This window comes from Aminobacter niigataensis (assembly GCF_014200015.1).
In the GTDB taxonomy this organism is placed as follows: domain Bacteria; phylum Pseudomonadota; class Alphaproteobacteria; order Rhizobiales; family Rhizobiaceae; genus Aminobacter; species Aminobacter niigataensis.
Window position 1 is genome coordinate 721242 of sequence record NZ_JACHOT010000001.1, and the last position, 16305, is coordinate 737546.

Sequence of the window (16305 nt, forward strand, 5' to 3'; positions counted from 1 at the left end):
GGCTATCGTGAGGGCATGTCTGGCAGGATGACGTCGTTGTTTCGCCGCGTGGCCAACGGCGCGGCCTTCAATGCGCGACGGGCGGGCTTGATTGCGCTGGGCATCCTGATGCTTGCCCTCGGCATCATCGGCGCGTTCTTGCCGGTCATGCCGACGACCATCTTCCTGATCCTGGCGGCATGGTGTTTCGGTCGTTCGTCGCCACGGATCGAGGCATGGATGCTCGATCATCCGCGATTCGGTCCAGCTTTGCGGGCCTGGCGCGAGGAGGGTGCCATCCCGCGCAGGGCCAAGATCATGGCCTGGCTCGGCATGGCGCTTGGTTACGGACTGTTCCTGCTTGGAAGACCTGACGTGCTGGTCGCCACGGCAGTCGCGATTTTCGTCGCCTGCGGTGCCTTCTATGTGGCGACACGGCCGGATCCAAAGCCGAAGCCGGAATTCGCGACCCTTCGCAGGGACGATGACTGATGTCGGGAAGTTCGGCGACGAGAGAAAACCTGGCATGACCAGAGCGATTTGGCGTCGACAGTGGCAGGTACTTGCAGGCCAGCCGTAGAAACCGACTCTTCCCACCGACGTCATGTAGTCCGGGACAGGCTCACTCCGATCTCGTCGCGTTCGTTCTGGCCGACGTGAGCGGTAGCCTACGCTGGGGCCCTTTCCGCCACGAGAGAGGCCGGTGCTGCTTTCATTTTACCCAGCACCATCCGAAAACGCAGCCACGCACCACGACTTTCTGGGAAACAGCGAATGGATTCGCATGGGGCAATGCAATGCGGATCAGCCTGGAACGATCCCTTGGTCGCAGCATATTTTGAAACTCTGCCGGTAGGGCATCAGCAATCTGGAGCACTTTTTCGACGGTGCCTTCGCTGCGATCGCTCCCAGCACTGACGTCGACTTTCAATCCTTCGGTGACGGGGAACAAGTACTCATCCGGGAGGTAGGCCAAAATATAGGACCGCCCGCCATTGATCTGAAGAAGTTCGTCGCCAGGCCGTACGAACTGACCGGGAACCGGCACGCGGGAACCAACCACTCCAGCAGTCAGGGCCTCGATTTTTCCGTCATCATATATTTCCTTCAGCCTGGTGACAGCGTTCTCAGCGACTTGTCGTGACGCCTGAACCATCCGGACCTGTGCGTGATTGTCCAGGCTTTTTGCTGTCAGTTCAGCCAGCCTTTGTGTCGCCTGGAAGCTTGTGCTCACGGCGTCATCGCGCGTCCGCATCGGGATCAGCCCCTGCCTGGCTATCTGGTCGAGTCTGGATACCGTCTCGCCGCTTTCGCGCGATGCCCGCTCCGCCAGTGGAAGGAGGGTGGATATCGTCGTCGACTGTCCTTGCAACTCGGTCTCTTTCACCACCATTTCGCTGGAGCGCACCGAGAGGTCGGCGATTTCCTTGACCATTTCGAAGGACTCGAGCTCGACGAGCAGGGCGCCTTTGTCGACAACGTCGCCTTCGCTGACGAGAACCTTGACGATGGTGGCGGGATAGCTCGCCGCCACAACGCGCTTCTCGTTGAGCACGATCCCGTCAGCGGACAGTATGACTAGCGAGCCGGCGAGGTAATACGCAACCAGCAGGAAAAAGCCCGCCAGCAACAGGAGGTAGATCGTCCTGCCCAGGCGCCCCGAGTGCGATCTTTGCTGCTTGTCGATATTATCCAGCAGCGTCCTTTTGCGGATGTGTTGCATCAATGCGTGCTCACCATGGTCTAAGCAGACGCACTTTCGCCGGCACATAGTTGTCGCGATGCGAGCCTGAAGCAAACCATTCGTCGACATAAGCGGTCAGCCGCACAAAGCGCATCACATACGACATGAACAGCGAATAGGCCGGCAGGAAAGGCAAGTTTCGTCCAAAGGCAGCCCGGCGGGTTATCTGGTTTGCCAGGGCGAGCATTCCGGCGTCGAGCAGTAGCAAAGCCAATTGGAGGGATATCAGGATCGGGATGGCTTCGGGCCCGAAATGGGTGGCAAGCCAGAGAAGGTAGATGGGGAATGCGACCGTGCTTGCGACGCTGAAAAGAGCAAAGTCCCATTGGTGAAACGCCTCGGCGGGGCGGAATTTGGTCCCAAAGGGATTGAGCAGCCGACGATGCTTTCTGAATCTGAGCCAGAAAGCGTCCCGTTCCCATCGCAAACGCTGTCGAATGTAGGCGTAGACCGTCTCCGGCACGTCAGTGTAGCACAGCGCATCCGGTACAAACGCAATCCGCCAGCCGGCCTGGCGCATGCGAATGGTGACATCGAGATCTTCGCCGCCGCCGACGTCGAGACCGCCAACCTGAGCCAACGCTTCACGGCGAAAGGCTCCGAATGCTCCCGAGCAACAGGTTACTTGGTCCATCGATCCGCTGAAACGTTTGCCCACGGAGATGGATTGCAAATATTCGATTTCTTGGATCTGCGTCATCAGCGTTGCGTCGGCATTTCGCGGGGCGATGTCACCACAGGCCGCTCCGACGCGAGGGTCGTCAAAAGCGCGCATCAGCGCTTGGATGGCAAAGCGATCGAACGAGCAGTCGCAATCGACGTTGATGATGATGTCGCCTTTGGCGATCTCGCAGGCGAGGTTTACGCCGCTTGACTTGCCGCCCCTGACATCGGTCGAGAGGACACAGGTCGCGTCGCCGGAACCCACAATCTCACACGCCACTTTGCTCATCCGGTCGGTTGAGCCATCACTGACAATCACGATCTCGAAGTCGGAAAAAGACTGTTCCCTAAGCGAGCGGACGCAAGCCCGAATAGAATCGGCCTCATTATGGCCAATCAGGACAACACTCACTTTGAAGGGCTTGCGATGGGGCTGCGTGATTGGGTCGGACTGGGCTGCTTGTCTTCTTTGGCTTAGCGCCACCGCAGCAAAGGGCAGGGCGTAGCGCGGCAGATCGAACACCAGCGTGTACCAGAAGATCACAACTACGCTCGACAGGGTCTGCGAATACAGGAACGAGAGGCCGAATTCGATATCGGTCACGCAATTGCCCCGTCCGAACCGCCCCACAAGATGCGCAGCCTCGGCTGCAGGTGGTCCGATAGAACGGCTTCGCACATGTTGAGTATGACCTGTGCATCAGTGTCCCTGTCGGATTGCGTCAGATGGAAAAAAAGCACGAAATCGCGCTCGGTTGACGGATGTACAGTGGCCATGCCCGCCAGATGGCCTTGGAGGTTTTCGGCGAACAATCTGCGGAGGGCAGCAAAGGTCGCTTCCCCGCGCCGACGTACGATCTCGTCGCGGGCTTCATAGATCAACTCGGCAACGACGCAATCGTGCAGGACCGGCAGGTCATTCGTGAACGAGCGAAGCTCTTTCTGCAGCCCGTCCGGGCAGTCCCTTAGTTGTGGTGGCGAATGCAGTGCCTGCCGCGCGGCGTCGGTCAATTGGTAGGTGGCGTAATCGGTCAAGGCATAGGAGTGCAGATCGACTGTCGCTACCCTTTGACCATCGATTCCCGCTCCGCAGTCCTGGCACACAAACCCGATTGCCGGCTCAGAAGTCGTGTGGCGGCACTCGCCACATATTTGCACGCTTCCCGGCTTGTCGTAGTCCTTCCCGTAGTTTCGCAGCTGCTTGCTACATTTCGGGCAGATAAGAGCGTTGTCGCGTTGAAAATCGACCTCCGGGCCAATCTGGGCGCAACTGTAGTGATGGATCAGCTTTGCTTCATCGAGGTTGGCCGACCGGCAGGTTGGACATTCTTCCCTCACCACAAGCCGGTGCGAGCCGCATTTGTCACATTGATGATGCCGGTCGACGAAATGCCTCTCCAACCAGCCCCGGTTTGCAAGAGCTTCCGCGACCAGCACCGTCGAGTTGGTGTCATGGAATCCTTTCATGGCGAAAAAATACTTGGACTCCGGGACGCGAACTGGCGTGAGGGTTTCGCCTGATAGAAACAGGTGCGCCAGCAGTCTTGAGGCCGGCGAGTCCGCCAGCATGAACTTGGGTGACAGTCGGGATCTTCTTTCGGCGAACTTGCTGATGACGCCTGCCGTCTTGATGATCGATTGAGGGTCCGCGACATCAAAATCGACGTCAGTGACATGGCTGGATCGGCCCGTCGCATTGACGACTGGCACAAAGCAGAGGCCCCTGGCGCTTCGGAAATCATCGAGTGCCAGAACGTGTCGCTCGTCCGTCAGTACGATGGCATCGGCATCCCCGCTGTCGACGACTTCGAAAATCTTGCGAAGATTACCGAATTGTCTGCTCGCCTGAGGGAGCAAGGCTACACGCGGAGCGGGTATGTCGAATTGCTCCCAGATGGACTTGCAATATTCGGCTGAAGTGTAGTTCGGCAGCTGAAAATGATGCTCGGAAATTTCGAGCTTTTCGATTGAGGAGAAGTTTCGACTCAACACGAAGCGACTCCGCTGCAAATGGAAGAGCAAGACATATGTCGAAGTCGGCTAAATTCCGACAAGAATGACTGAAAATTAACCTTCATTCTATGCAGGTCAATCGCATATAAGAGCTACAATGCCGCTAGCTATTTCGATCTACGGTCGGCCATCTCCACACGCGAATGCAACCGGCGAATCCGCCCCGCCCATATAGCCAGGCGCCGCTTTCCGCGGGTCCTTCACCCGATCCCGTATCGAAGGCCAGCCGACGACGCATCATTCTCGCAGGCGACCCGCCTAGCCCAAGCGCACCACCAAAAAGACTGCCGGTTCAACACGCGATGTCCCGTCGCAATCGACGGAGAGCACGTCAGGCGAGCGATTTGGCCTTGCGGCCTTGATGTGCTAGGGAGCCGTCATATCTCCAGGCGTTCGCTGCTCCATATTTCGAAGAAGCCATGACGAAACTCTATGCCGACGGTGCGCAGATTGTCGCCGTTGCCCCCATGATGGACTGGACTGACAGGTGCTGCCGTTACTTTCACCGGCAAATCACCCAGGACTCCCTGCTGTACACCGAGATGGTGGTGGCCGATGCCGTGATCCACGGCGCGCGCGAACGGCTTTTGGGTTTCGATGAGTGTGAGCATCCCGTAGCCCTTCAACTTGGCGGTTCCGACCCGGCGAAACTCGCCGAGGCGGCGCGTGTCGGCGAAGCGTTCGGCTATGACGAGATCAACCTCAATGTCGGTTGCCCCTCCGACCGGGTGCAGTCAGGTACCTTTGGCGCCTGCCTGATGAAGACGCCAGGGCTCGTTGCCGAAGGCGTCGCGGCGATGAAGGGTGCGGTCAAGATCCCGGTCACGGTGAAATGCCGCATCGGCGTCGACGACCAGGATCCCGAGCCGGCCCTGGACAGGCTCGCCGATGGTGTGTTTGAGGCCGGTGCGGATGCGTTGTGGGTGCACGCGCGCAAGGCCTGGCTTGAAGGGCTCAGCCCCAAGGAAAACCGCGATATCCCGCCGCTCGACTACAGTCGCGTCTATCGGCTCAAGGCCAGAATGCCTCACCGATTCATAGGCATAAACGGCGGTATTCAGACACTCGATGAAACCCGAACGCACCTCGATCATGTCGATGGCGTCATGCTCGGCCGCGCTGCCTATCACACGCCGAGCGTTCTGGCTGGTGTCGACGCCATGCTGCGCGGCGAGGCCGCCGAAGACATCGATTTCGCAGCCCTTGTCGATACCATGGCCGACTATGCCGCTCGTCACATTGCAGCCGGCGGTCGGCTCGGCCATGTCACGCGCCATATGGTCGGGCTGTTCCACGGCCTTGCCGGCGCACGGCGCTTCCGCCAGATACTGTCGACGGACGCAACCAGGCCCGGTGCTGGTCCCGAGGTGTTGCGACAAGCGTTTGCGGCGGTCGAGCTCAATCGCGCAAGCGAGGCGGCGTAGCGCGTGAGGCCTCAGTCGCGGAGGATCATCCGGTCGCCGCGCACGTCGAAACCCGACAGCGAGCCGATGAAATTCATGCCCAGCAAGCTCTGCTCAAGGCCCTGATCGGCGACGAGCATGGGCATGTTCTTGCGCTCGATCGTGCCGAGCTGGATGCTGCCGGCGGTTATGCGGGCGGCATGGGCGACGCCGTTGGCGGTCGACACGGGAACTGAAAAGTTCAGGCTCTCGGGATCGAAACCCGCGCGCCGGGCGTCGGCCACGGTGAGCACGGTGCTGGTGGCGCCGGTGTCGACCATCGCCTGGATGGTCGCGCCATTGATCTGCAGGCGTGCGCCGAAATGCCCGTTCGGCAGCTTGTCGAGCGTCACCGTCGCGCGGCCGTCGCCGTCAAGCGCCGACATCGGGCTGCCCGGCACCAGGCCAGCCGTCACGCGGCTGGCAATATCCTGTAGCTCGTAGCGATACTGATAGCCGGCGACCAGCACGAGCACGATCACCACCCACAGCGCCAGGCTTCTCAGCGTATCGCCCAGCCGTGTTCCCCGAGCCAGGACGCCGGCACCGATGACCATGACGAGCGCGCCGAGATAGATCAGCTGGCCAAAGCTGTCATTGTCGAGGCCAAGGGTCTGGCCGGACGAGTCGTTGAACAGCAAAAGCAGCAATCCGCCGCCGAGCACCGCAATGGCAATCCAGTAAAGCCGGCTCATGTCTTGTGCGAATCCTCAGACGGCGCCGCGTTCGCGGGCCATGCGCGTGCGACGGGTTTCCCGGCGCGGCTTGCGCTCGACGGTCTCAAGCCGGGCGGGAAGCGCGGCCATCACGGCGCGGCGCGTTTCCGGCGTCATGTCGAGCCAGGCGCCGATCTCTTCGCGCGTGCGTCCGCAACCGAAGCAGTAGCCGGTGACCATGTCGATGGAGCAGACGAGGATGCAGGGCGATTCGATGGCCATCATGGAATCCGGTGGCAGTGGCGCAGACTATGCCGGGAGCCGTAGGCCACCGCAACATGCAAGCTGCCGCCACCAGATGGTGCAACCGCCAAGGGAATGCAAGTCCGAAGGCCAGCGCAGGGTGGCATCCTGTCCATGGTGCAGGCCTGCCGGACGCCATGCCGCGATTGTTTTCGTTGCGCGAGGGGGCTATTGCGCAGGCGACCATTTCGAACGGCAGGCCCGCTATCATGACCACCGCTTCCCCATTTGACGATTTCCGCAACTTGTTTGCCCATCTGCCTGAAGGCGACGTGGCTCAAGCCGGCAAGGTGTGGGCACTGTTTGCCAAGGCCGACAAGCCGAAAGGCTCGCTCGGGCGCATCGAGGATATTGCTGCCTGGCTGGCGCGCTGGACCGGCCGCGCGCCGCCCACGGTGCTCAAGCCCCTTGTTGCCATCTTTGCCGGCAACCATGGCGTGGTTGCCCAGGGCGTTTCGCCACGGCCCATGGAAGCGACGGCCCAGCGCGTCGAGCTCTGCGCTGCCGGCGGGGCGGCGATCAACCAGATCTGCGTCGCCCATGATCTCGGGCTCAAGGTGTTCGACCTGGCGCTGCACCTGCCGACGGCAGACATCACCGTCGAGCCGGCGCTCGACGAACGCGGTTGCGCTGCCACCATGGCGTTCGGCATGGAGGCGATCGCCGGCGGCACCGACCTGTTCTGCATCGGCGATCTGGGTGTCGCCAACACGACGGTCGCGGCCGCACTTTCGGCGGCGCTGTTTGGTGGCAAGGGCGCCGACTGGGTTGGACCTGGCTCCGGTGCCGATGCCGCGATGCAGGCACGCAAGGCCGCATTGGTCGATCGCGCGCTGGCTCTGCATTCCGATCATCTCAAGGACCCGCTTGAGGTGCTGCGCCGCCTCGGCGGGCGTGAGTTTGCCGCGATCGCGGGCGCAATCCTTGCCGCACGCATGGAGAAAATACCGGTGCTGCTCGACGGCTTCGCAACGTCGGCCGCGGCTGCCGTGCTCTACGCCGTCAATCCCGCGGCACTCGACCATTGCATGTTCTCGCATGTCTCGACCGAGCCGGGCCATGCCCGCCTGCTGGCAAAGCTAGGCGCGAGGCCATTGCTTGGCCTGGACATCGATCATGGCGAGGCGGTGGGGGCGGGCCTTGCCGCCGGTCTGGTCAAGACGGCAGCACAGATCAGCTCCGGTATGGCTGCGGCCGTCAAATAGCTAGCGGCTACCGGAAGCACTGCGCGGCTGCAACGTGGTGGGCAGACCGTCGATCACCCGCGCTGCCGGGAAGATGGCGATCGCCTCGGTGCCCTCGCGCAGCTTCGAACGCAGATCGAACTCGCCGCCATGGAGCGCGAGCAGTCCCTGCACGATCGGCAGGCCGAGGCCGGTGCCCTGTTCCGCGCTCTTGATGGCGATCGAGCCCTGGCCGAATGCCGACAGCACGACCGGGATCTCCTCGGCCGGAATGCCTGGGCCGTTGTCCTTGACGGAGATGTATTGACCGCCGCCGGCGGTCCAGCCCACCCGCACGCGGATATCGCTGCCTGTAGGCGAGAACTTGATGGCATTGGACAGGAGGTTGAGCGTGATCTGGCGGATGGCGCGCTCGTCGCCGAGCAGGCGCGGCAGCGCGGGCTCGAATTGCTCGATGATCCGCAAATCCTTGTTGCGCGCCTTGAGTTCCATCATGTGGCAGCAGTCCTCGACGATCGAGAGCAACTGCTGGGGTTCTTCGTTGAGCTGGTAGCGGCCGGCCTCGATGCGCGACAGGTCGAGGATCTCGTTGATGAGATCGAGCAGGTGCTGGCCGGAATCGTGGATGTCGCGGGAGTATTCGCGATAGGTCGGGCTGTTGATCGGGCCCAGGACCTCGCCGGCCATGACCTCGGAAAAGCCGAGGATGGCGTTGAGCGGCGTGCGCAGTTCGTGGCTCATCGTGGCGAGAAAGCGCGACTTGGCAAGGTTGGCGTCTTCGGCACGGCGGCGCGCCTCGTCGGACATCGCCTTTGCCGTCTCCAGTTCGGCGATGAGCGCGTCCATTTCCGAGCGGAACGACATCAGCATCAGCGCCGACCGGTTCATGATCTTGGCGACATAGGAAAAGAAGGGCAGGGCAGCGACCAGTAGTACCGCCATGATCGCGCCGAGCGGCTCGGTCAGCTTGACACCGAAGGCGGCATAGGCCGCGACAGGTACGACGAACGTCACTGCCAGTGCGCCGCGCAGCGACGACGCAACGATTGCGGTCACGGCCATGGCGACAAGCAGGAAGACGCCCTTGACGATCGCGAGCAGGTTGGGGTCGCAGGCAGCGCACGATATCGCCGCCAGATAGGCCCAGGCCAGGCCGGTGACAAAATGGCCGACGAGGAAATTACGGCGGATCGCCGCCGGGGTCATCGCGGCTGCTGTCGCCTCATCGGCACGGCGGGCAAGAATGGCCAGACTGATGTAGCCGAGGACGGCAACCAGAGCCCATGTCAGGATGCCGGAATCGGCGCCAATCATCATTCCGCAGCCGGTAAAAACGACAACCAGCAGCGGAAGCGTGGCAGAATTGGCGACGATCGAATTGGCGTGGAGCTTCAGGAGTTCGCGGTCGAAGACCAGCCCGCCGGGCTGCTGTGACAGGCGATCGCGTGTCTTGCGCACAGCACGCGCGACATCGCTGTTGCGATGGCGTTTCCTGCGGTCCACAATGATCTTGTCCGCCGTGTTAGAGCGTTGCAACGGCATGTGATATTTCGATTTTCGCGCGCGCCTAGATTACACCCGCACGCTACGTCCGAATGATTAAGGGATTGTTTGCCATATGAGCCGTTCGTGGTCGGGCAGGCCGCGGCAGCGGTATTTCAGGCGTCCGCGCAGCCGCTGGCGCAAGCTCGCCGACTATGCGCTCGCAGCCTTGGTGATGGGACTTCTGCTTCTTGTCTCGGCGCGGATCGATCGGTTCGAAACGCGCACGACCCAGGGCGCCGCGGTCATCAATGATGGCGATTCGATCACGCTTGGTAGCGAACGCATCCGCCTGCGCGGCATCGATGCGCCGGAATTCTCGCAGATCTGCAGCAAGGATGGCGGCGAATATCCGTGCGGCCGACGCTCGCGCGAAGCACTGTCGAAACTCGTCGCAGGGCGCCAGGTGACCTGCGCCGGCTGGGAGCGGGATAAGTACGGACGGCTGCTGGGGGCGTGCAGCGTCGGCAACATCGAACTCAATCGCGCCCAGGTGGAAGCCGGATGGGCAATCGCCTATGGCGGCTACGAGGCCGAAGAAGCGGCGGCGCGCCGCGACCGCAAGGGGCTTTGGGCAGGCGAGTTCGACCGACCGCGCGACTGGCGCAGCATGCATGGCGACATGGTCGAGATCGAACACGGCAGCTACGGACGCATCCTCAACTGGCTGCGTGAAATCTTTCGTTTCTCGTGACTTGAGGCCTATAGTTGCGGGGGCGCAGCAACTTGGAGGCAGAGCTGGTGAAGCTGTTTGATGGAGGGCGCGCGCCGAATCCGAGGCGCGTTCGCGTGTTTCTCGCGGAGAAGGGCATTGAGGTGCCCATGGTCAGCGTCGACATGGGCGCGATGGGGCACAAGAAGGAGGATGTTTCCTCGCGCAATCCGCTGCAGCGCCTACCTGTGCTCGAACTCGACGACGGCACCATCCTCACTGAATCGGTCGCGATCTGCCGCTACTTCGAAGAACTGAATCCAGAGCCTGCCCTGTTCGGCCGCGGCGCGGTGGGCAAGGCGCTGGTCGAGATGTGGCAACGGCGCATCGAGTTCAACCTGTTCCTTGCGGTGGGGTTTGCGTTCCGGCACATCCATCCGGCGATGAAGGAATGGGAGGTGCCGCAGGTTCCTGAATGGGGCGAGGCCAACAAGCCCAAGGTGCTTGCGTTCCTGGCCCTGCTCGACAAGGAACTCGCCGGGCGCGAATTCGCTGCCGGCGACGCCTATTCCATCGCCGATATCACCGGACTGATCGCCATCGATTTCATGAAGCCTGCACGGATCGTTATCCCGGATGAGCTCGCCAACGTCTGGCGCTGGTATCGGGCACTCGCAGCGCGGCCGAGCGCCGGCGCCTGATCATGTCGCTGGAACTCGACCGTCTCGTCACCGAGATCAAGGCCTGCCGCATCTGCGTCGAGCGCCCCGTGGGCAAGCCCATGCCGCACGAGCCGAGGCCGGTGGTGATGCCGTCTTCCACGGCACGGATACTCATCGCCGGCCAGGCGCCCGGCACCAAGGTGCACCTGAGCGGCGCACCCTTCACCGACGCTTCCGGCGACAGGCTGCGGGAATGGCTGGGCGTAACATCCGAGACCTTCTACGATCCGAATGCCTTTGCCATCGTGCCGATGGGCTTTTGCTTTCCCGGCCAGGATGCCAAGGGCGGCGACCTGCCGCCGCGGCGGGAGTGCGCGCCGGCGTGGCGGGCCCCGCTGATGGCGCTGATGCCGCAGGTCGACCTCGTTCTGGCTGTCGGTCAGTATGCGCAGCGATGGCACCTGGGGACCACGCGTGCCGGTACGCTCACCGAAACCGTGGCCGGATGGCGAGGCATCTGGGAGCGTTCGTCATCGCCGCATTTGCTGCCCTTGCCGCATCCATCCTGGCGCACCTTTGCCTGGGCCAAGCGGAATCCCTGGTTCGAAATGGAATTGCTGCCTTTTCTCAAGGCAGAAATCCGAAATCGTCTTGGTCAGTCGAAATAGAAATCAATACCGAAGATGCAGGGTGCGCGGAGAATTCCTTTCTTGTATGATGGGGGAAATGACGGGATTATGGCGAACCTTTTCTAACGGAGCCCGCATATGGACCGCCTCGACAGGAAAATTCTTCGCCTCCTTCAGGAGGACGCGACACTGGCCGTCGCCGACGTCGCCAAGAAAGTCGGCCTGTCCACCACGCCGTGCTGGCGCCGCATCCAGAAGCTGGAGGAAGAGGGCGTCATCAAGCGGCGCGTGGCGCTGCTCGACCCCGAGAAGATCAATGCGCGCGTCACTGTTTTCGTGGCGATCCGGACCAATTCGCACAGCCACGAATGGCTGCGCCGCTTCTCGGAAGTGATCCAGGAATTCCCCGAAGTGATCGAGTTTTACCGCATGAGCGGCGACGTCGATTATCTTCTGCGGGTCGTCGTGCCCGACATCGCCGCCTATGACGCGTTCTACAAGCGGCTGATCGCCAAGATCGAGATCCGCGATGTGTCGTCTTCCTTCGCCATGGAGCAGATCAAGTATACGACCGAAATGCCACTCGACTACATGATGCTCGACAAGGAAAGCGGCGCGTCGGCCGCCTGATCAGCGCGTCTTCGCCTTCAATCGTTCGAGCGTCTTGGGATCGGTGAGTTCGCGTACTGCGTCCTTGCCGATCCATTGCGCCGTCTTGGCGGATGACGCCGCCAGTTTTTCCGCCACTGCCAGTGCCGGGGCGTGGAGAGTGAGCGAGCGTTTGCCCACCTGCCTGAGCGCCCAATTGGCCGCCTTCTTGACGAAATTCCTGCTGTCGCCGGCGTGCGCCTCGACCAGCCCGAGCCAGGCGACGAATGTGTCGTCGGGCTCTTTCTTCAGGTGCATGGCGGCCGTGGCAATGGTCGAGAAGGCGGTGCGGCGGACGAATTCGCGCTCATCGGCGGCATAGGCCGGGATGATTTCATGGGCCAGCCTGGCCTCGCAAACGAGGTGGGCGGTATGGTCGACGATTTCCCAGCTGTCGAACTCCGCCGCCATGGCGTCGATCTGGGTCCGCTTCACCTGTGAAGGCTCGTCGGTCAGGATCGCCAGCAGGCGCGCCTCGCGGATAACAGTGGCCCATAGAGCCGCCGCGCGGACATGATCGCGCTTCACCTGCCTTGCGATCGGGTTGAGCACGGCATTCGGAATGCCGAGCGCCCGGTCGGTGGCAATCCCGAAGCGCGCCATGCCGGCCCGGTTCTCCTCCGAAGCGAGCGTGCGCAGATGCGCCACGACTTCATCGGCGGTCGATGCCCGCGACAGGGCCATCTTGCGGCACTATTTCTCGAGGCGGGCGAGCAGCGACGAGGTGTCCCAGCGCTTGCCACCCATGCCCTGCACGTCCTTGTAGAACTGGTCGACGAGGGCGGTCACCGGCAGCTTGGCGCCGTTGCGGTCGGCCTCCTCGAGGCAGATGCCGAGGTCCTTGCGCATCCAGTCGACGGCGAAGCCAAAATCGTAGTTGCCGGCATTCATGGTCTTGTGGCGGTTCTCCATCTGCCAGGAGCCGGCGGCCCCCTTGGAGATGACATCGACCACCTTCTCGATGTCGAGGCCGGCCTTCTTGCCGAAATGGATGCCTTCGGCGAGACCCTGGACGAGGCCCGCGATACAGATCTGGTTGATCATCTTGGTCAACTGGCCGGCTCCCGCCGTCCCCATCAGGCCGACCATGCGGGCGAAGGAATCGATGACCGGCCTGGCGCGGTCGAATGCGTCCTGTTCGCCGCCGACCATGACGGTGAGAATGCCGTTTTCGGCTCCGGCCTGGCCGCCGGATACCGGCGCGTCGAGGAAGTGGAAGCCGCCGGCCTTGGCTGCGGCATCGAGCTCGCGGGCGACTTCGGCCGAGGCCGTGGTGTTGTCGATGAACACGGCGCCCTTCTTCATCGACTGGAACGCACCCTGGGCGCCGATGGTGACCTCGCGCAGGTCGTCGTCATTGCCGACGCAGGCGAAGACGAAATCTTTGCCGATGGCTGCTTCGGCCGGCGTCGGCGCAAAAGCACCGCCATGCTGGGTGGCCCACCTCTCGGCCTTCGCCAGCGTGCGGTTGTAGACGGTGACGTCATGCCCGCCCTTGTTCTTGAGATGGCCCGCCATGGGATAGCCCATAACTCCAAGACCAAGGAACGCGACCGATGCCATGGCTCACCCTTTCGAAGTGCAAATGTTCTGGTGCCCGTGGTCTATGCCATGGGACGAATTCGTCAAGACGATCGTGGTTGGGCCAGCAGCTTCGGCCGCCAGCTCAGCGATGCAGGTGACGGGTAATGCGCCGTTCGATCCAGTCCACCAGATGGCGCAAGGCCTCGACCAGCGACAGATAGAGCAGGGCGGCCCAGAGATAGGTCTGGAAGTCGAAGGTGCGCGAAAATGCGCGGCGGGTCTCGCCCATCAGATCGTAGACGGTGATGATGGCGACGATGGCAGAGCCCTTGATCATCAGGATGATTTCGTTGCCGTAAGGCCGCAGAGCAACAATCAGCGCCTGCGGCAGCACGATCTTATAGAGCGTCTGCAGCTTCGACAGGCCGAGGGCCGAAGCTGCCTCCCACTGGCCTTTTCCGACGCTTTCGATGGCGCCGCGCAGGATTTCAGCCTGGTAGGCTGCGGTATTGAGCGCGAAGGCGAAGACGGCGCAATACCAGGCCTCGCGGAAGAAGCTCCACAGGCCGACCGCCTCGAGTTGCGGCCGGAACGAGCCGAAGCCGTAATAGATCAGGAAGGTCTGCGCGAGCAGCGGCGTGCCGCGGAAGAAATAGACATAGCCGTAGGAAACTGCGTTCAGCACGCGGTTCTTCGACATGCGGGCGTAGCAGATCGGCAGCGACAGGATGGCGCCCAGCACGATAGAAACCGCGACGAGCGTCAGCGTGACGCGCAGGCCGGAAAGATAGGAGGGCGCGTATTTGGCGAAGAGCTCGGGATTCCATGCGCTGAACAGATAGGTGACAAGGCTTATGCCTAGCGCGGCCCAAAGGCCGACAAAGGCCCAGCCCATGATGCGTTCGCGCGACCAGCCGCGCGGCGGCGCCGGCGGGCGTTGGACCTTGACTGCGGTCTCGCTGGAGGCGCTCATCGCTGCGCCTCCCGCTTGCCGACCCAGCGTTCGATGGCGCCGATGCCGAAGGATGAGATGATGGCGAGCGCCAGGTAGATGAGGCAGGCGACGCCGAAGAACATGAAGGCGTGCTTGGTGACGCGGGCGGCGATGCTGCTCTGGCGCACGATGTCGGTCAGTCCTATCGCCGAGACGAGCGCCGTGTCCTTGAGCAGGATGAGCCAGAGATTGGACAAGCCGGGCAGGGCGATACGGACCAGCTGCGGCAGGATCACCAGCCGCATGGTCTGGCGCGACGACAAGCCGACGGAATAGCCGCCCTCGTATTGGCCGCGGGGAATGGCGCGAAAGGCGGAGAGGAAAACCTCGCTGGCGTAGGACGAGAAGACCACGCCAAGCGCGAGCATGCCGGCAACGAAACTGTTGATCTCGACGACGGCCTCGGGCCGCACCAGCCGCACCACCTGCTGGATGCCGATCTGGGCGCCATAGAAGACCAGGAACAGCGTCAGCAGTTCCGGCAGGCCGCGGAAGATCGTGGTGTAGATATTGCCGGCCAGCCTCATGGACGCTTCGCTCGATTGCTTGGCGAGCGCCACCAGGAAGCCGATCAGAAGCCCGAGCGGCAGTGTGACTAGGGCGAGCGAAACAGTGACGAGCACGCCATAGGCAAGATCGTCACCCCACCCGTCGGGTCCGAAACTCAGAAGCGCCCAGACGCTTTGCATCGGTCGGCTGTCCCCTTTGGCCTCCGGTGGCCGGAGTGCCGCCGCCTTTGATGGCGGCTTGTTGTTATGTTAGCCAAACGGCGGGAACTTGTCCCGCCGCCTGTTGAGTTTTCAAGCCATTGACGGCTCAATCGCCATAAACGTCGAACTTGAAGTACTTGTCGTTGATTTCCTTGTACTTTCCGTTGGCGCGAATGGCCGCGATCGCTGCAGTGAACTGGTCGGCCAGCGCGGTATCGCCCTTGCGGACGCCGACGCCGGCGCCATCGCCGTGAATTTCAGGCATGTTCGGGATCGTACCGACGATCTTGCAGCAGGCGCCATCAGCCGTTTCCAGCCAGTTCCCCATGGTCACAGCGTCGTCGCTGACCGCATCGAGACGGCCATTGGCCATGTCGAGCTTGTACTCCTCGGCGGTCGGGTACGACTTGATCTCGCTGTCGGTGAAGACCTTCTCGGCGTAGTTGTAGTGGATGGTCGAGCCCTGGACGCCGATCGTCTTGCCGGCGAGGTCTTCCTTGGTCACGCCTTTGATGTCGCTGTCCTTGGCGGCGGCGATCACGGCAGGCGTGTTGATGTATTTCTTGGAGAAATCGATCTTCTCCTTGCGCTCAGGCGTGATCGACATCTGGGCGATGATGGCGTCGAACTTGCCGGCCTGGAGGGCAGGGATCATGCCGTCCCACTCTTGGGCGACGATCTCGCACTTGGCCTTCATCTCGTCGCAGAGCGCGTTGGCGATGTCGACATCGAAGCCGACGAGCTTACCGTCCGAGGTGAGGTTGTTGTAGGGAGGGTATGCGCCTTCGGTGGCAATCTTGATCGTCTTTTCCTGCGCCTGAGCCATGCCGACGGTCAGTGCAAGTGCAGCCGATGCTGCCAGGGCGATACGCATGGAAATACCCATAGTGTTCCTCTCTTTTTCGCTTTCGGCCGGTTCCTGTCCATTCGACCGTTGAGCGGAAAATTTCCGCCGATGGG

General features: G+C 62.1%; 18 protein-coding genes. 7 read left to right on the forward strand and 11 right to left on the reverse strand.

Features of this window, described 5'->3' with window-relative positions:
- The first annotated feature begins 15 nt into the window (after positions 1-15).
- Entirely contained in the window at positions 16-471 is a 456-nt protein-coding gene (locus GGQ99_RS03605; protein WP_199914477.1) for a YbaN family protein, read from the forward strand.
- Between the two features lie 220 nt (positions 472-691).
- On the opposite strand, the gene GGQ99_RS03610 is transcribed toward GGQ99_RS03605, so the two are convergent.
- From GGQ99_RS03610 to GGQ99_RS03620, 3 genes are read right to left on the reverse strand one after another with little or no spacing between them, the layout of a single operon-like run.
- Positions 692-1702 (reverse strand): HlyD family secretion protein, encoded by a 1011-nt coding sequence (locus GGQ99_RS03610; protein ID WP_183260715.1) that lies wholly within the window; start codon positions 1700-1702, stop codon positions 692-694.
- A gap of 10 nt (positions 1703-1712) precedes the next feature.
- Positions 1713-2990 (reverse strand): glycosyltransferase, encoded by a 1278-nt coding sequence (locus tag GGQ99_RS03615; protein ID WP_183260717.1) that lies wholly within the window; start codon positions 2988-2990, stop codon positions 1713-1715.
- Complete coding sequence (locus GGQ99_RS03620) at positions 2987-4378, reverse strand: TackOD1 domain-containing metal-binding protein (RefSeq protein ID WP_183260719.1); 1392 nt, start codon at positions 4376-4378, stop codon at positions 2987-2989. Before GGQ99_RS03620 ends, GGQ99_RS03615 begins: the two co-directional genes overlap by 4 nt.
- Before the next feature lie 440 nt (positions 4379-4818).
- On the opposite strand from GGQ99_RS03620, the gene dusA reads away from it, so the two are divergent.
- Positions 4819-5823, forward strand: a complete 1005-nt coding sequence (gene dusA / locus GGQ99_RS03625; RefSeq protein ID WP_183260721.1) for a tRNA dihydrouridine(20/20a) synthase DusA — start codon at positions 4819-4821, stop codon at positions 5821-5823.
- 11 nt (positions 5824-5834) lie between these two features.
- On the opposite strand, the gene GGQ99_RS03630 is transcribed toward dusA, so the two are convergent.
- Both GGQ99_RS03630 and GGQ99_RS03635 read right to left on the reverse strand, forming a co-directional pair.
- Positions 5835-6536: a TIGR02281 family clan AA aspartic protease gene (locus GGQ99_RS03630; protein ID WP_108607893.1), complete on the reverse strand. Its 702-nt coding sequence runs from the start codon at positions 6534-6536 to the stop codon at positions 5835-5837.
- Between the two features lie 15 nt (positions 6537-6551).
- Entirely contained in the window at positions 6552-6782 is a 231-nt protein-coding gene (locus GGQ99_RS03635; RefSeq protein ID WP_108607894.1) for a DUF1289 domain-containing protein, read from the reverse strand.
- A 227-nt stretch (positions 6783-7009) separates the two neighbouring features.
- Here GGQ99_RS03635 and GGQ99_RS03640 point away from each other — a divergent pair, with 227 nt between their 5' ends.
- The gene (locus tag GGQ99_RS03640; protein WP_183260722.1) at positions 7010-8005 is read left to right on the forward strand and encodes a nicotinate-nucleotide--dimethylbenzimidazole phosphoribosyltransferase; all 996 of its coding nucleotides are present in this window, start codon (positions 7010-7012) and stop codon (positions 8003-8005) included.
- On the opposite strand, the gene GGQ99_RS03645 is transcribed toward GGQ99_RS03640, so the two are convergent.
- Positions 8006-9526, reverse strand: coding sequence for a sensor histidine kinase (locus GGQ99_RS03645; protein WP_183260725.1), 1521 nt, complete (start codon positions 9524-9526; stop codon positions 8006-8008). It lies immediately after the preceding gene.
- Positions 9527-9602: 76 nt separating this feature from the next.
- Here GGQ99_RS03645 and GGQ99_RS03650 point away from each other — a divergent pair, with 76 nt between their 5' ends.
- From GGQ99_RS03650 to GGQ99_RS03665, 4 genes are all read left to right on the forward strand, one after another.
- Positions 9603-10220: a thermonuclease family protein gene (locus tag GGQ99_RS03650; protein ID WP_183260727.1), complete on the forward strand. Its 618-nt coding sequence runs from the start codon at positions 9603-9605 to the stop codon at positions 10218-10220.
- A gap of 47 nt (positions 10221-10267) precedes the next feature.
- The gene (locus tag GGQ99_RS03655; RefSeq protein WP_183260729.1) at positions 10268-10879 is read left to right on the forward strand and encodes a glutathione S-transferase N-terminal domain-containing protein; all 612 of its coding nucleotides are present in this window, start codon (positions 10268-10270) and stop codon (positions 10877-10879) included.
- Positions 10880-10881: 2 nt separating this feature from the next.
- On the forward strand, positions 10882-11508 hold the full coding sequence (locus GGQ99_RS03660) for a uracil-DNA glycosylase family protein (protein WP_183260731.1): 627 nt from the start codon (positions 10882-10884) through the stop codon (positions 11506-11508).
- Positions 11509-11607: 99 nt separating this feature from the next.
- Entirely contained in the window at positions 11608-12099 is a 492-nt protein-coding gene (locus GGQ99_RS03665) for an Lrp/AsnC family transcriptional regulator (RefSeq protein WP_108607898.1), read from the forward strand.
- Here GGQ99_RS03665 and GGQ99_RS03670 read toward each other — a convergent pair whose 3' ends face one another.
- From GGQ99_RS03670 to GGQ99_RS03690, 5 genes are all read right to left on the reverse strand, one after another.
- The gene (locus tag GGQ99_RS03670; protein ID WP_183260735.1) at positions 12100-12801 is read right to left on the reverse strand and encodes a DNA alkylation repair protein; all 702 of its coding nucleotides are present in this window, start codon (positions 12799-12801) and stop codon (positions 12100-12102) included. It lies immediately after the preceding gene.
- Positions 12802-12810: 9 nt separating this feature from the next.
- Entirely contained in the window at positions 12811-13680 is an 870-nt protein-coding gene (locus tag GGQ99_RS03675; protein WP_183260737.1) for an NAD(P)-dependent oxidoreductase, read from the reverse strand.
- 103 nt (positions 13681-13783) lie between these two features.
- A complete protein-coding gene (locus GGQ99_RS03680; RefSeq protein WP_183260739.1) occupies positions 13784-14614 on the reverse strand; it encodes an ABC transporter permease in 831 nt (276 codons plus the stop codon).
- The gene (locus tag GGQ99_RS03685; RefSeq protein ID WP_108607902.1) at positions 14611-15324 is read right to left on the reverse strand and encodes an ABC transporter permease; all 714 of its coding nucleotides are present in this window, start codon (positions 15322-15324) and stop codon (positions 14611-14613) included. Before GGQ99_RS03685 ends, GGQ99_RS03680 begins: the two co-directional genes overlap by 4 nt.
- 127 nt (positions 15325-15451) lie before the next feature.
- Complete coding sequence (locus tag GGQ99_RS03690; protein WP_183260741.1) at positions 15452-16231, reverse strand: ABC transporter substrate-binding protein; 780 nt, start codon at positions 16229-16231, stop codon at positions 15452-15454.
- Positions 16232-16305: the final 74 nt, after the last annotated feature.

Excerpts from the sequence above, each read along its gene's own strand:
- GGQ99_RS03650 (WP_183260727.1), top strand. The coding sequence starts at position 9,603 with ATGAGCCGTTCGTGGTCGGGCAGGCCGCGGCAGCGGTATTTCAGGCGT.
- GGQ99_RS03630 (WP_108607893.1), bottom strand. The coding sequence starts at position 6,536 with ATGAGCCGGCTTTACTGGATTGCCATTGCGGTGCTCGGCGGCGGATTG.
- GGQ99_RS03665 (WP_108607898.1), top strand. The coding sequence starts at position 11,608 with ATGGACCGCCTCGACAGGAAAATTCTTCGCCTCCTTCAGGAGGACGCG.
- GGQ99_RS03660 (WP_183260731.1), top strand. The coding sequence starts at position 10,882 with ATGTCGCTGGAACTCGACCGTCTCGTCACCGAGATCAAGGCCTGCCGC.
- GGQ99_RS03645 (WP_183260725.1), bottom strand. The coding sequence starts at position 9,526 with ATGCCGTTGCAACGCTCTAACACGGCGGACAAGATCATTGTGGACCGC.
- GGQ99_RS03690 (WP_183260741.1), bottom strand. The coding sequence starts at position 16,231 with ATGGGTATTTCCATGCGTATCGCCCTGGCAGCATCGGCTGCACTTGCA.
- GGQ99_RS03605 (WP_199914477.1), top strand. The coding sequence starts at position 16 with ATGTCTGGCAGGATGACGTCGTTGTTTCGCCGCGTGGCCAACGGCGCG.
- GGQ99_RS03640 (WP_183260722.1), top strand. The coding sequence starts at position 7,010 with ATGACCACCGCTTCCCCATTTGACGATTTCCGCAACTTGTTTGCCCAT.
- GGQ99_RS03610 (WP_183260715.1), bottom strand. The coding sequence starts at position 1,702 with ATGCAACACATCCGCAAAAGGACGCTGCTGGATAATATCGACAAGCAG.
- GGQ99_RS03670 (WP_183260735.1), bottom strand. The coding sequence starts at position 12,801 with ATGGCCCTGTCGCGGGCATCGACCGCCGATGAAGTCGTGGCGCATCTG.
- GGQ99_RS03635 (WP_108607894.1), bottom strand. The coding sequence starts at position 6,782 with ATGATGGCCATCGAATCGCCCTGCATCCTCGTCTGCTCCATCGACATG.
- GGQ99_RS03675 (WP_183260737.1), bottom strand. The coding sequence starts at position 13,680 with ATGGCATCGGTCGCGTTCCTTGGTCTTGGAGTTATGGGCTATCCCATG.
- dusA (WP_183260721.1), top strand. The coding sequence starts at position 4,819 with ATGACGAAACTCTATGCCGACGGTGCGCAGATTGTCGCCGTTGCCCCC.
- GGQ99_RS03685 (WP_108607902.1), bottom strand. The coding sequence starts at position 15,324 with ATGCAAAGCGTCTGGGCGCTTCTGAGTTTCGGACCCGACGGGTGGGGT.
- GGQ99_RS03680 (WP_183260739.1), bottom strand. The coding sequence starts at position 14,614 with ATGAGCGCCTCCAGCGAGACCGCAGTCAAGGTCCAACGCCCGCCGGCG.